Origin of the sequence: Rhizobium sp. WYCCWR10014, from assembly GCF_001657485.1 — a bacterium.
GTDB lineage: Bacteria > Pseudomonadota > Alphaproteobacteria > Rhizobiales > Rhizobiaceae > Rhizobium.
Window position 1 is genome coordinate 113,652 of the sequence record NZ_LXFU01000048.1, and the last position, 13,174, is coordinate 126,825.

Annotated in this window: 17 protein-coding genes; 13 read left to right on the forward strand and 4 right to left on the reverse strand. The window is 61.0% G+C overall.

The features are described from left to right. The first annotated feature begins 37 nt into the window (after window positions 1-37). Complete coding sequence (pssA, locus tag A6U98_RS26550; RefSeq protein WP_018447395.1) at window positions 38-883, forward strand: CDP-diacylglycerol--serine O-phosphatidyltransferase; 846 nt, start codon at window positions 38-40, stop codon at window positions 881-883. Window positions 884-1,195: 312 nt separating this feature from the next. Then, window positions 1,196-1,342 carry a hypothetical protein gene (locus tag A6U98_RS37310; RefSeq protein WP_003558132.1) on the forward strand — a complete coding sequence of 49 codons (147 nt, stop codon included), beginning with the start codon at window positions 1,196-1,198 and terminating at the stop codon, window positions 1,340-1,342. Between the two features lie 226 nt (window positions 1,343-1,568). On the opposite strand, the gene A6U98_RS26555 is transcribed toward A6U98_RS37310, so the two are convergent. Both A6U98_RS26555 and A6U98_RS26560 read right to left on the reverse strand, forming a co-directional pair. Next, window positions 1,569-2,333, reverse strand: coding sequence for an SOS response-associated peptidase (locus A6U98_RS26555; RefSeq protein WP_064653967.1), 765 nt, complete (start codon window positions 2,331-2,333; stop codon window positions 1,569-1,571). A 41-nt stretch (window positions 2,334-2,374) separates the two neighbouring features. Further along, the gene (locus A6U98_RS26560) at window positions 2,375-2,695 is read right to left on the reverse strand and encodes a YnfA family protein (RefSeq protein ID WP_064653968.1); all 321 of its coding nucleotides are present in this window, start codon (window positions 2,693-2,695) and stop codon (window positions 2,375-2,377) included. Window positions 2,696-2,767: 72 nt separating this feature from the next. Here A6U98_RS26560 and A6U98_RS26565 point away from each other — a divergent pair, with 72 nt between their 5' ends. From A6U98_RS26565 to A6U98_RS26600, 8 genes are all read left to right on the forward strand, one after another. Continuing rightward, a complete protein-coding gene (locus A6U98_RS26565) occupies window positions 2,768-3,184 on the forward strand; it encodes an NUDIX domain-containing protein (protein WP_064653969.1) in 417 nt (138 codons plus the stop codon). Window positions 3,185-3,218: 34 nt separating this feature from the next. Further along, complete coding sequence (locus A6U98_RS26570; RefSeq protein WP_064653970.1) at window positions 3,219-3,662, forward strand: TIGR02301 family protein; 444 nt, start codon at window positions 3,219-3,221, stop codon at window positions 3,660-3,662. 103 nt (window positions 3,663-3,765) lie between these two features. Beyond that, window positions 3,766-4,023 carry a hypothetical protein gene (locus tag A6U98_RS26575; protein WP_064653971.1) on the forward strand — a complete coding sequence of 86 codons (258 nt, stop codon included), beginning with the start codon at window positions 3,766-3,768 and terminating at the stop codon, window positions 4,021-4,023. A gap of 18 nt (window positions 4,024-4,041) precedes the next feature. Then, on the forward strand, window positions 4,042-4,800 hold the full coding sequence (locus tag A6U98_RS26580) for a hypothetical protein (RefSeq protein ID WP_064653972.1): 759 nt from the start codon (window positions 4,042-4,044) through the stop codon (window positions 4,798-4,800). Between the two features lie 98 nt (window positions 4,801-4,898). Beyond that, entirely contained in the window at window positions 4,899-5,789 is an 891-nt protein-coding gene (locus A6U98_RS26585; protein WP_064653973.1) for a folate-binding protein YgfZ, read from the forward strand. After that, the gene (locus tag A6U98_RS26590; RefSeq protein WP_064653974.1) at window positions 5,786-6,394 is read left to right on the forward strand and encodes an HD family hydrolase; all 609 of its coding nucleotides are present in this window, start codon (window positions 5,786-5,788) and stop codon (window positions 6,392-6,394) included. Before A6U98_RS26585 ends, A6U98_RS26590 begins: the two co-directional genes overlap by 4 nt. Further along, a complete protein-coding gene (locus A6U98_RS26595; RefSeq protein WP_064653975.1) occupies window positions 6,391-6,921 on the forward strand; it encodes a tyrosine phosphatase family protein in 531 nt (176 codons plus the stop codon). Before A6U98_RS26590 ends, A6U98_RS26595 begins: the two co-directional genes overlap by 4 nt. A 57-nt stretch (window positions 6,922-6,978) precedes the next feature. Then, window positions 6,979-7,863, forward strand: a complete 885-nt coding sequence (locus A6U98_RS26600) for a mechanosensitive ion channel domain-containing protein (RefSeq protein ID WP_064653976.1) — start codon at window positions 6,979-6,981, stop codon at window positions 7,861-7,863. Window positions 7,864-7,972: 109 nt separating this feature from the next. Here A6U98_RS26600 and A6U98_RS26605 read toward each other — a convergent pair whose 3' ends face one another. Together A6U98_RS26605 and A6U98_RS26610 are read right to left on the reverse strand one after the other, a co-directional pair. Further along, a complete protein-coding gene (locus A6U98_RS26605; RefSeq protein ID WP_064653977.1) occupies window positions 7,973-8,488 on the reverse strand; it encodes a superoxide dismutase family protein in 516 nt (171 codons plus the stop codon). A 334-nt stretch (window positions 8,489-8,822) separates the two neighbouring features. Continuing rightward, window positions 8,823-9,176, reverse strand: coding sequence for a hypothetical protein (locus A6U98_RS26610; RefSeq protein WP_197496445.1), 354 nt, complete (start codon window positions 9,174-9,176; stop codon window positions 8,823-8,825). 434 nt (window positions 9,177-9,610) lie between these two features. Here A6U98_RS26610 and A6U98_RS26615 point away from each other — a divergent pair, with 434 nt between their 5' ends. From A6U98_RS26615 to A6U98_RS26625, 3 genes are all read left to right on the forward strand, one after another. After that, the gene (locus tag A6U98_RS26615; protein ID WP_064653979.1) at window positions 9,611-11,509 is read left to right on the forward strand and encodes an EAL domain-containing protein; all 1,899 of its coding nucleotides are present in this window, start codon (window positions 9,611-9,613) and stop codon (window positions 11,507-11,509) included. A gap of 152 nt (window positions 11,510-11,661) precedes the next feature. Then, window positions 11,662-12,306, forward strand: coding sequence for an HD domain-containing protein (locus tag A6U98_RS26620; RefSeq protein ID WP_064653980.1), 645 nt, complete (start codon window positions 11,662-11,664; stop codon window positions 12,304-12,306). 9 nt (window positions 12,307-12,315) lie between these two features. Further along, on the forward strand, window positions 12,316-13,173 hold the full coding sequence (locus tag A6U98_RS26625) for an MOSC domain-containing protein (RefSeq protein ID WP_064653981.1): 858 nt from the start codon (window positions 12,316-12,318) through the stop codon (window positions 13,171-13,173). Window position 13,174 lies beyond the last annotated feature (1 nt).

Sequence of the window (13,174 nt, forward strand, 5' to 3'; positions counted from 1 at the left end):
GTTGCTGGAATTGCCTTAGGAACGATTGGAACGCGATATGGAAACGCCTTTTCCGCCTTTCGAGCCCAATGGGCCGGATGATTCCGCCCGCGGCCCGCGTCTGCGCGAAATCCCGCTCCGGCTCGTCTTTCCGAACCTCATCACCATTCTGGCGATCTGCGCCGGGTTGACCGGCATCCGGCTGGCTTTCGAGAATCGTTACGAGCTCGCCGTCTCCATGGTGCTGCTCGCCGCGTTCCTCGACGGCATCGACGGGCGCGTGGCACGGCTGATGAAGGCGACATCGAAGTTCGGCGCACAGATGGATTCGCTTGCCGACATCGTCAATTTCGGCGTCGCACCCGCTCTCGTCGTCTATGTCTTCGCGCTCGACCAGGCGCGCTCGCTCGGCTGGATCGCCGCCCTGATCTATGCGATCGCCGCCGGGCTTCGCCTTGCCCGCTTCAATGTCATGGCCGAACGCGAAAACAAGGCGAGCTGGCAATCGGAATATTTCGTCGGCGTGCCGGCGCCGGCCGGCGCCATGCTGGTGCTGCTGCCGGTCTATCTCGGCTTCCTCGGGCTGGCGACGGACCGTACCTTCGCCTATCTCTCGTCGATCTACACCGTGCTCATCGCCTTCCTGCTGATCAGCCGGCTGCCGGTCTGGTCGGGAAAATCGGAAGGCAACCGCCTGCGGCGCGATCTCGTGCTGCCGATGATGCTCGGCGTCGTGCTCTATGTGGCCCTGCTGATGAGCTACACCTGGGAGGTGATGGTCTTCACCGTTGCCGCCTACCTCGTATCGCTTCCCTTCGGCGCCCGGAAATGGCGGCGGAAATACGGGACACTGACGATCGAGGAGCCGGGCATCGGCGACGACGATATCGGCCGGCACATCTGATCTCCCAAGCATTTCCGGATTTCTTCGAATGACGGAAATGCTTCTCTCCTTTCGTTCTGACGAATCCCCGGGAAAAGCAGGCGCTTTATCCGGGTGAAAACCGTTGTGCGCTTTTCCCCAGAAAACCGCTCTCGGACTCTTATTGGAACTGCTCTCTTCAGTAAGTATTAACCAACGTAGGCTTCAGTTAAGCCTCGCGAATTATGGTGGGCGTTTACAAATCCTGATAAGCTACGCCCCCGTTTTGTCGCTATTCGTGACGAAACATCAAACTATAAAATACCCAGGGAACAACCACGCAAGGAGAGTATCGTGACTTCGAAGAAGAGCAGTACCGGCGAACAGCAGGCGGCCAAGCCAGACCTCGCCGCCAACTATCGCCCCGTCGGCCTGAAGGCTGTTGCCGCAGCATCGCTGATGGCGAAGCATAAGCCGACCAGCGTCAAAAAATCCGCTTGAGGCGGAAGGCTTCAAATTGGAATCATGCGTGCTTTCGGGTTACATGCGTAAGGCACCGCTGACGAAGTCAATGACGAGGCAATCGCCGGAAGTCTTCCGACAACGCTCTGGCGACATAAGCACAACCCGAAAAACCTGATGGGACCAAGCGACGCATCGCCGCCGCCGATGTGATACGTCGGCGCCGATCGGTCACCGACGGGCCTGTAGATGCGACCGATCCCTTTCAGAAGAAGCTGAGCTGGGCGTCGTCAGACTTTTGCTTGTCGGGCGCCTTCAGCGGTTTTTCGATGGCGACCGGCTCCTGCAGGTCGGGACCCATATTGGCAACCTTGTTGACCTTGTCGGAGACCGGGACGGCCTCGAAGAAATCGTCCTGAACCGGCTGCATCAGGTCGACCACCTCGCGTGGCTCCTGCGTCTTGCAATCCAGCCAGCGCGTGAAATCCTCAGGTCTGATGACGACGGGCATGCGATCGTGGATCGCTGATATGGCTGAATTGGCCGAGGTCGTCAGGATCGCACCGGTATCGACCTCGGAGCCGTCGGCCGAGGACCATGTCTCCATCAGCCCGGCAAAGGCGATGACCCCGCCCTGGCGCGGCCTGATCCAATAGGCCTGCGGCTTCTCGCCGCTTTCCTTGGACGGGCGATGCCATTCATAGAAACCGGAGGCCGGAATGAGCACGCGGCGATGACGCATGGCGGCGCGGAAAGAGGCTTTGCCAATCGCGGTTTCGGAGCGCGCGTTGATCAGCAGCGGGAAATCTCTCGGATCCTTGACCCAGCCCGGCGTCAGGCCCCAGCGCACGAGCACGGCGCGTCGGTCGGCCAAGTTACTGCCCTGCTCCCTGCCCTCGCCTGATATGACGATGAGGATCGGCTGCGTCGGCGCGATGTTGTAGCGCGCCGGAAAATCGTCGAGATCGAGACCGGAGAAGACGTCGCTCAGGTCGACGCTGGAGACTGTCAGGGCGAAACGTCCACACATCGGCCTGTCTTTACACTCGACTCATATCCGGTCAAGACGCCTTAGCCTCTCGGCGCGAAGAGGATAAGGCTGGCGCCGGCAAGGCAGATCAGCGCGCCGCCGATATCATAACGATCAGGCACGCGGGCTTCGACCAGCCAGAGCCAGAGCAGCGAGGCGAGGATATAAATGCCGCCATAGGCCGCGAAGGTACGGCCGGCAGCTTCGCTCGGCACCAGCGTCAGAAGCCACGCGAAAAGCGCCAGGGAGACCATGCCCGGCGCCAGCCACCAGACGGGCTTTTCGAGCTTCAGCCATGCCCAGAAGGCAAAGCAGCCGGCGATCTCGAAGAGGGCAGCAAACGCAAAGATGATGTAGGTCACGGAAGCACCTTTCGAATCCCCGTCGCACTATTCCTCCGATAAGATGGGCCATCACAGCAAGAGCAGCCTCCGATGATCTCCACCGCCAAAGCCGCCTCCTCCGCCATTCTCGAACGCGAAGGACGATTCCTCCTCGTGTTGCGGCGCAACCCGCCTTCCGCTGACATGTATGCCTTTCCCGGCGGGCGGGCCGAGCCCGGCGAAACGCCGGAGCAAACGGCATTGCGCGAACTGCATGAAGAGACCGGCATTTCGGCACATAATCCGCGGCTGTTTTCGACCTACGACCTGAAAACGCATGCTGCCGACGGCAGCGTCAACAGCCATTTCCTGCTGTCGGTCTTCCGCGTCGATGCGGATCGGGACGCGGTGGCGCAAGCCGCCGACGATGCGGCCGCCCTCGGCTGGTATACGGTAGAGGAAATCCGGCGACTGCCCGTGCCGCAGAGCGTGCTCGAATGCGCAGAGCGGCTGGCGGGCGGCGAATAGACGTGGAAACTTTCAAGCACGCCTTGTTGCCGTCATGCTGAGCATATCAACTGTGAACATGATTCCCGTTCGACGCGTTTTTCTGTCCCTGCTCGTCCTCGCCGGCCCCACGATGGCGCAGGGCAAGAATACGCCGCCTCCACAGGAGGAGCAGATTGCACCGCCGATCGTGACCGTGCCCTATGACGACAAGCTGGCGCGGTTCGCCGAGGTGCTGGGTTCGGTGCATTATCTCAGAACGCTCTGCAAGGCTCCTGGCGGCGACGAGTGGCGAAACGGCATGCAGCAGTTGCTCGATTCGGAGACCGGCAACGAGCCGCAGCGCAAGGAAAAGCTGACAGCGGCCTTCAATCGCGGCTATCGCGCCTTCGCCTCGGTCTATACGGATTGCACCCCGGCGGCCATCGTGGCAGAAGAGCGCTACCGTAACGAAGGTGCAACACTTGCCACAGAAATTACCTCGCGCTTTGGAAATTGACGTTTAATTAACCTGTTTTCGCAAGCGGACGTGTCGTTTTGGGAAAAGGCTGTTAGTGTTGTTAACGGTGCAGTAAGACATGGGAAGTGCTGAGGAAAAAACAATGGAAGCAAGCCTCAACGACATCGACGACATGATCGTCCACGAAAAGATGCAGGCAGCTCTGGAGTACCAGAACGAGGCTTGGGCCGACGGTATGGCCGACGGGATCGAGCCTGAAATCATCGCAGATGCTGCCATTGCACATGCGCTGCGCGAGACGATCAGATTGCATGGGGAAAAGAGCGCCGAAGCCCTGCTGGATTCACTGCGTGAGCGCATGCTTGCCGGCGAATTCTCTACGAACCGCACCCTGCAATAATTGTTATCAGAGAGTTTGATGCACACCGGTAAAGAGAAAGTTTCGCGAATTTCGCTCGCGCCGGTGCTGCTTGCGTTCAGCCTCGCCGCCGGCAATGTTTTCCTTGCGCCGGCAGCCTACGCGCTTTCCGAACTGCACAAGATCCCTGGCCAGGCGGCTAACGAGACGCCGCCCGCACAGGGAAGCGCTCAGGGACAGAGCCAGCCTCAGGGCGGGGCCACTCCCGGCGTTCCCATGGCCGACCCGCTGGTCAACAGCCAGAGCAATCAGGGTGTCGACAAGACGCCCGGCGCCCAGGATAATTCCAAGCCCGTCGAGGTGATCTACGACATCAGCAAGGTGCCAGAACCGGTTCGCAAAATGCGCGAGCAGATCGTCGAGGCGGCCGCCTCCGGCGATCTCGAGCGGCTGCGGCCGCTGATGGGCGCCGGCGCCGACCAGACGCAGGTGACTGTGGGCGAACCGACCGACGATCCGATCGGCACGCTGAAGGATCTGTCGGGCGATCCTGACGGCGACGAGATCCTTGCCATCATGCTCGACATCATCTCGACCGGCTTCGTGCATGTCGGCCAGGGCACGCCCGACGACATGTATGTGTGGCCCTATTTTGCCGAGAAGGACCTGAAGTCGCTGACACCGCCGGAGCGCGTCGAGTTGTTGCGCATCGTCACGGCCGGCGATCTCTCCGACATGCAGGAATTCGGCGGATATAATTTCTATCGCCTCGGCATTACGCCTGAGGGTAAATGGAAATTCTTCACAGCAGGCGATTGATGCCCGTCTCGCCTGCGCTTTTCACGTTTCGCATGGCGCTTGCGATCCACCTCATGAAGACATACCTCTGAGCGATAACCAACGCGACAGGTTCCGCCATGCCAGCCGTATTCCTGAAAGACCGCTCCTTGCTCTTCGTCAGCGGCGCGGAAGCCCAATCCTTCCTGCAGAACCTGATCACCACCGATATCGCCGCGATCGAGGCCGATGAGGCGCGGCCCGGGGCATTGCTGACGCCGCAGGGCAAGATCCTCTTCGACTTCATGATCTGGCGGCACGGCGAAGGTTACACGATCGAGACCGATGCCGGCCAGCGCGACGGGCTGCTGAAGCGGCTGACGATGTACAAGCTACGCGCCGCCGTCGCACTTGCGCCAAGCACCGAAGAGGGCGTTACCGTTTCCTGGGGCGAGGATGCCGAGGGCGCCTGGGGCAGCCAGAGCGCCCGGGGCAGCCAAGGCGCCCGAGACAGCCAAGGCGTCCGAGACAGCCGCTTCGACAAGGCGGGGGTCACGCTGATCCGCCGGCCCGGCAAACATGGCGATGGTGCAGAAGCGCTCTATGACGCGCTGCGCATCAGCCACGGCGTCGTCACATCAGGATCTGATTTCGCCCTGCAGGATGCCTTCCCGCACGACGTGCTGATGGATTTCAACGGTGGCCTCTCCTTCAGGAAAGGTTGCTATGTCGGCCAGGAGGTCGTCTCGCGCATGCAGCATCGCGGCACTGCGCGCCGGCGCGTTGTGACGGTGTCCGCCACAACGGATCTGCCGGGGACCGGGACGGAGATTACCGCCGCCGGCAAGCCGGTGGGAACACTCGGTTCGGTCGAAGGCGGCAATGGACTTGCGATCGTCCGCATCGACCGCGCCGGCGCCGCGATGGCAGCAGGCACGCCATTGCTGGCCGGCGACACGCCTGTTTCCCTCGTCCTGCCGGCATGGTCCGGTCTCCTCTTTCCCACAAGCGGCGACGAGGCCAGCGCGTGACACCGCCGAAAGCTCCGCGGGCCTGGCAGCGCATGCTGTCCGGGCGCAGGCTCGACCTGCTCGACCCCTCGCCGCTCGATGTCGAACTCATCGACATCGCTCACGGGCTTGCGCGCGTGGCCCGCTGGAACGGCCAGACCTCCGGAGATCATGCTTTTTCGGTGGCGCAGCACAGTCTCGTCGTCGAGGATATCTTCCGCCGCTTCAACGACGCGCGGCCGCAGGAGTGCCTGATGGCGCTGCTGCACGATGCACCCGAATATGTGATCGGCGACATGATCTCGCCGTTCAAATCGGTGGTCGGCGGCGGCTACAAGACGGTGGAAAAGCGGCTGGAGGCCGCCGTGCACCTGCGCTTCGGCCTGCCGCCGCATCCCTCGCGCGATCTCAAGGACCGGATCAAAAAAGCCGACACGATCGCCGCCTATTTCGAAGCTACCGTGCTGGCTGGTTTCACACCCGCCGAGGCGCAGAAATTCTTCGGCCAGCCGCGTGGCATCAGCAAGGACATGCTGATGATCGAGCCCCTGCCGGCGATCGAAGCGCAGCGGTTGTTCTGCGAGCGCTTCGCGGCGATCGAGGTCGAGCGGGAGATGGTATCGTGACCTTCATCGTCGTCTCGCCGCTGTCGCGCATCGCGGAAATGGCAGTGCGCCACAAGGCGCGTGACATGATAAGCCTGATCGCCAAGGAGCAAGCCTTTCACCGGCCGGGCGTGATCGCGGCCGATCGTCATCTGACACTTGGTATGAACGATATCGTCTTCAAGGGCACCGGCGATCTCGTGGCGCCTGACGAGACGCATGTGCAGGGGATTATCGACTTTGCCGCTTCGTGGCGGCAGGAGACGCCGCTGCTCATCCATTGCTGGATGGGCGTGTCGCGATCGCCGGCCGCAGCGCTCATTGCCGCGCTGTCGCTGGCACCCGATCAGAGCGAGGAAATGCTTGCTCGCCGGCTGCGGGCCGCCTCTCCTTTCGCGACGCCGAATGCCCGGCTGATCGAGATCGGTGACGCGCTGCTTAACCGCAGCGGCAGGCTGGTCGCGGCGGTGCGGGCAATCGGACGCGGCGCGGATGCCGACGGCAATGCGCCCTTCGTGCTTGCGATCCGAGACGCCGCCTGCGGTTGACCCTGCCGCCAGCCGCTCCATCTAGCCCCGACCACGCACAACCGACAGGGCCAGATCATGGAACAACAGGCAGCCGATGTCCTCCTTGCCACGCGAACGGCACTCAGCCAGGCAAGCGCACTTGCCGTGCAATATTCCTTCTCCGTCCTCGGAGCGGTGATCCTGCTCGTCCTTGGCTGGACGCTGGCCGGCTTTGCCAGCCGCTGGGCCTATGAAGGCCTGTCGCGCGTTCATGGCATCGACGAGACGCTGGCGCGATTCTTCACCAATGTTCTGCGCTATGCGCTGCTCATCCTGGTGTTCATCACCGTGCTCGGTCAATTCGGCGTCCAGACCGCCTCGATCATCGCCGCCCTTGGCGCGGCAGGTCTGGCGATCGGACTGGCGCTGCAAGGGACACTGCAGAATATCGCCGCCGGCATCATGCTGCTGATCCTCAGGCCGTTCCGCGTCGGCGAATATATCGAGACTAGCAGCGTGGCCGGCACGGTGCGCGAAATCGGATTGTTTGCGACCGAACTCAGAACCGGCGACGGGCTCTACCGGTTGGCGCCGAATTCGACGCTCTGGAACACGCCGATTACCAATTTCAGCCGCGAGCCGACGCGGCGGGACGAGCTGAAAATCAGCGTCGCCGCCAAGGATGACGTCGATTTGGCGATGGAGAGGCTGATGCGCCTTGCCAAAGCCGATTCCAGAGTGCTGACGTCACCGGCACCCAGCGTCTTCATCGATAGCCTCGGTGACAGTGCGATCTCCGTAACGCTGCGCTACTGGGCAAAGACCGGCGATTGGTGGCTGGTCAGCCGTGACATGGTGAAGCGCGTGAAACTCGCCTTCGACGAGAATCCTGCCGCTGTGGCGGATGCTCCAGATGCCGCGCCGTCAAAAAAATCCAACGGCGGGGCAACGGCCGAAAAGGCGACGCAGACGCGGCAGTGAGACATTGCAGCGCCGCGGATCTTATTAAGATCAGCTACGCTGCGCGCACCTTGAATTGCTGCATGGCTTTGTCCTTCAATCGATTCCGATTTAAGGAATTGTGCCGTAGCTATTGGATGACGCCGCAGGAAAGTCTTTCGCCGGCATCACCAGAAGGCTGGCTGCGATAATCATCCGAATTGGCGTGCACCATCAATGCGCGTCCTCGAATGCCGTCGGTCTTGCCGTCGAGCGTGACCATGCTGTCGAAGATCTGTGCCCGTAGCATGCCGTCCTGCCCGACATATTGATTGGGCATATCGCCGGCGTGCGGTCCCTTGGCGGCAAGAATGCCGTGCTCCGCCTTCTCAGGATTGAAATGACCGCCCGCCGATTCGTGATGGGTCGCGGCGTCGCAGCGGCCGGTCTCATGAACATGGAACGCCACCCATTTATTCACAGGCAGTCCCGATATCTCGACTTCGATCAGGACGCCGCCAGTGGCGGCAGCCGTCAGCTGTGCGCGACCGTCTTCCTTGCCGTCCTTGCCGACGAAATTGGCGACCGCCGTCTGCTTGTCCTGAGCGCCTGCCGGCAATGCAACCGCAAGCAGGCTCAAGGCGGCGATGATGCGCATGGCTTTCATGGATATCTCCTTCCGACCGGTTGTCCTTCTGAACGTATCAAACCGGAAGGTGTTCCTGATCTGGAGCGCCGCGCGTCCGACAGGACGCGCTAAGGACGCTCTACGACTTTAAATTGGCGCATAATCCTTTCCGAAAATCATTCCGATTTTCGGGGTTATGCAGTAGAGCGCCGCGCGTCCGGTAGGACGCGCTAAGGACGCTCTACGACTTTAAATTGGCGCATAATCCTTTCCGAAAATCATTCCGATTTTCGGGGTTATGCGCAGAGAAATCGAACGAGAAAAGCCGGCCAAATGGCCGGCTTGCAGATCGCCCGAATTGAGACGGCGGTCGTCAGGCCACAGCGTTGAAGTCGAACTGGCCATAAGTGTTACGGTAGAGATCGTCGGACTGATTGCCGGTCGCCGGCGCGGTCTGCTGCAACGGATAGGAAACGGCGATGCTGCTTGCCGTGCCACTGTTGCGCGTGTCCATCATCAGCGCGATCAGGCTGCCGGAAAATTTCGGCTGCGTGTCGCCGCGCGTGTCGTCTTCCAGGAGTTCCTTGATGATGCCGGGCTTCTCATCGGCGGCACGTTCGCCGCGGCTGAGGACGCCATCGCCATTGGCATCGAGACGCGAAAGCGTCGCCAGATATGCATATGAGGTGTCTGAAACGGATGTGGTGCTGGTCATACAAACCTCCATTCACCGCCTTTTGCCAGTGGTGTTTGTACGCAATACGAACGTGGAAAATCAGTGCTGACTCGGTGGTTAAACTGATTTGCGCAGTGCGTCAATAAGTTGTTAACTTCTCATTAACAATGATTGACAGAGGTTAACGGAATGCCGCGAAGTCGCATGCCGCCTGCGCCAATTGGCCGATTTCCCGCATATTTCAGCGATTTTTCACATACAAACAATTGTCTGACCAAGTGCCCGTCGCTGTTGCACTGCAACCGAATATTAATTCGACCGATAGAAAATGGGCGTCACGCATTGCCACCAGACAGTCCGGCTATAAAAAGCAATTTCTGTGTTCATTTGAGAAAGGTTTTCATGTCCGGCGTAATGATGCACGTACGTCAATCGAAGGCACCTTCCCCCGATGCCGGGGCATCTGCTGCGCAAGACGCATCCACATGAAAGCTGAAGCGCTTTTCTGGCAGCAATGCACTCAGGCCGTTACTGACGATGGATCGATCGATGCGCAGCGTCTGATGGATCTCGTGATTGCGACCTATCGCGTCCATGAAAGCAACTATGACGAAATCGAGAGAAGCGTGGAAACGCTGCTGAGAGAAAACCATGTGCTGAGAGGCAATGTATCAGCCCTCACCCAGGCATTCGACGGACAGAAAAAACTCTTCGAAATCATTCTCAACAACCTGCCGCTTGGTCTCAGCGTCTTCGACGCCGACCAGCGGCTGACGCTTTCCAACATCCGCTTCCGTCAGCTCTTCGGCCTGACGCAAGAAGATCTCACTGCCGGCGCGACAATCACCGATCTCACGGCCAAAATGCGTGGTAGGGAGAACGCCAAGCCCGGCCGGCGGACCGGGCGACATTCCTCCGCAACCGCAAGAAGCAGTAGTCTGCGTCGGCGCGAATGGTTGATGGATGATGGCCGCATCATCCAGAGCATGGTGACTATCCTTTCCGACGGCAGCAGCATTTCCATTCATGCCGATATTACCGAGGATCGAAGGGCGGCCGAGCGCATCACCTATCTCGCCCACCACGACCCGCTGACCGGCCTTCCAAACCGCATCCATTTTCGCGAACAGGTCGATGCGACGCTTACTGAACGTAAGCCGGATGAGCAGATCGCCCTCGTTCACCTCAATCTCGACCGGTTCAAATCGATCAACAACACGATGGGCGTTTCAGCCGGCGACAAGATCCTGCAGCAGGTCGCGGAGCGCGTTCGATCCTCGGCCGGTTCGGAAAACACCCTGGCGCGACTCGGCTCGGACGAATTCGCCATCCTGCAGACGGGCAAGCAGCAGCCGTGGAACGTGACGGCGCTTGCCGAGCAGATCCGCCGGGAGCTTTCCGAGCCATTCTTCCACGGCGAAAAACAGGTGGAGCTCAGCGTCTCCATGGGCGTCGCAATCGCCCCTGAGGATGGCGAGGAAACCGATATCCTGCTGAAAAATGCCGGCGTGGCGCTGTCACATGCCAAGGCGGACGGGCGAAAACGCGAGCGCTTCTTCGCCAGTGAGATGGAAGCGCAGATGCAGCTGCGCCACGCGCTGGAGGCGGACCTCAAAGCAGCCGTTGAGAACGAGGAATTCGAGCTGCATTACCAACCGCTTTATGACCTCTCGCAGCGGCGCATCTGCGGCTTCGAAGCCCTGATCCGCTGGAACCACCCGGTGCGGGGCCGCGTTCCACCGATGGATTTCATTCCGCTTGCCGAAGAGGTCGGCCTCGTCGTCGATATCGGCCGTTGGGTTTTGCGCCGGGCCTGCAACGATGCAGCGCAATGGCCTGAAGGCATCAAGATCGCCGTCAACGTTTCGGCAATCCAGTTCAGCAGCAGCGACCTGACGCGTGATGTCAGCGAGGCGCTTGCCGCCGCGGCGCTGTCGCCGTCGCGGCTCGAACTCGAGATCACCGAGAGCGTGCTGATGGAAAATCTGAGCGAAGTGCTACCGATCCTGCATGCGCTGAAGGAGCGCGGCATCCGCATCTCGATGGACGATTTCGGAACCGGCTATTCCTCACTGAGCTACCTCTCGAGCTTCCCCTTCGACAAGATCAAGATCGACAAATCCTTCGTCAACGACATCGTCGACAACAAGGAAGCGCATGCGATTATGCATGCGATCATCCTGCTCGGCGATGCGCTCGGCATGCGCGTCACCGTCGAGGGTGTCGAGACGGCCGCGCAGCTGGCGCTGCTCGAGTGCGAGGAATGCGACGAGATCCAGGGTTATCACATCAGCCCGCCGAGACCGGCGCGTGACGTGCCTCATCTTCTCTCCCTGCCGCCGAAGAACGGCGGCGTGACGCGTCTTCCCAAAACCAAGCGCTGAGATCACCCTCGATTGCGACTCGCATGGCAAGCCGCTACAAATTCGGCTGCGATTGCGAGAGCTGTTTGTCGGATTCTCATACCCGTCCGCATCCACTTCCGCCCCGATATTCTATCGGCGGAAAACGACCTTCTTCATGAACAGGTGGCGCAATGTTCGAGGCTGAAGCCTTCTCTCCACACGAAACGCTTGCGGCGGCGCTGATTGCGCATGCGGCCGATGGCGACGACGGCTCGCACGACCTTGCCCATATCCTGCGCGTCTTCAGGAATGCCATGCGCATCCATGCGGCAGAAGGCGGCGACGGGCGGGTTCTTGCCGCTTCCGTGCTGCTGCACGACTGCGTCGCCGTCGAGAAGAATTCGCCGCTGCGGGCAAAAGCATCGGCTTTGGCGGCGGAGAAGGCATCGGCGATCCTGGCGAAACTCGGCTGGAGCGGCGCGGATATCGAGGCCGTAGCCCACGCAATCACCGCGCATAGTTTCTCGGCTGGCGTGGCGCCGCAGACGCTGGAGGCGAAGATCCTGCAGGATGCAGACCGGCTGGACGCGATCGGCATGATCGGCGTCGCCCGCTGCTTCTATATCGCCGGGCGACTGGGATCCGGGCTCTACGATCCGTTCGACCCGGCGGCTGCAGACCGCCCGCTCGATGATAAGCGTTATGCCATTGACCATTTCCAGACGAAGCTGTTCAAACTGGCGGAAGGATTCCAGACCGAGACCGGCCGCAGGCTGGCGGCCGCGCGTGACAAGAGCTTGCGCGATTTTCTCTCGGAATTCATGGACGAAATCTAGGAGAACGGCATGCTGGTCAGCGACCTCTTCATCTATCCACTCAAGAGCGCCCGTGGCATTGCGCTGCCGGCCGCCGACATCGACGCCTATGGGCTTCCCGGCGACCGGCGGGCGATGATCACCGATGCGCAAGGGCACTTCATCACCCAGCGCGAGTTGCCCGACCTCGCACGCATCGAGGTACGACCGGAATCCGGTGCTTTTCGGCTGCTGATGCAGGGGAAAACGGACATATCGGTAGCACCGCCTCAGCCTGAAACCCGCATGGACGTGACCGTGTGGAAATCTGCCGTCAGCGCCGCCGTCGCCGATCCGGAGAGCAACCGGCAGCTTTCCGAATGGCTTGGCCGCGAGGTGCGCCTAGTCTTCTTCGACGAGCAGGCACGGCGGACGGCGAATGCCGAATGGGCCGGCGAAGCCACGCCCGTCACCTTTACCGACGGCTACCAGATCCTGGTGACGACGACCGGCTCGCTGAAAGCGTTGAATGCCGATCTCGCCGCCCATGGCGAAGGCAGTGTCGGTATGGAACGCTTTCGTCCGAACATCGTCATCGATACTGACGAGGCCTGGGCGGAGGACCGCTGGGCGGCGATCGAGATCGCCGGCATCCGCTTCGATCTCGTCAAACCCTGCTCCCGCTGCATCATGACGACTCAGGACCAGTTGACCGGGTCCCGCGAGGGATCAAACCCGATGCCGGCCATGGGCCGCATCCGCATGTCGGCCGACCGGCGCGTGCCCGGCCCGCTCTTCGGTTGGAACGTCACGCCGCGAGCCAGCGGCAGGATCACGATCGGTGACACCGTTCGCATCGTTGAAGAGAGGCCGGAAGGCTGGGCGCTCAAGCGTCGCGCCGCAGCATAGA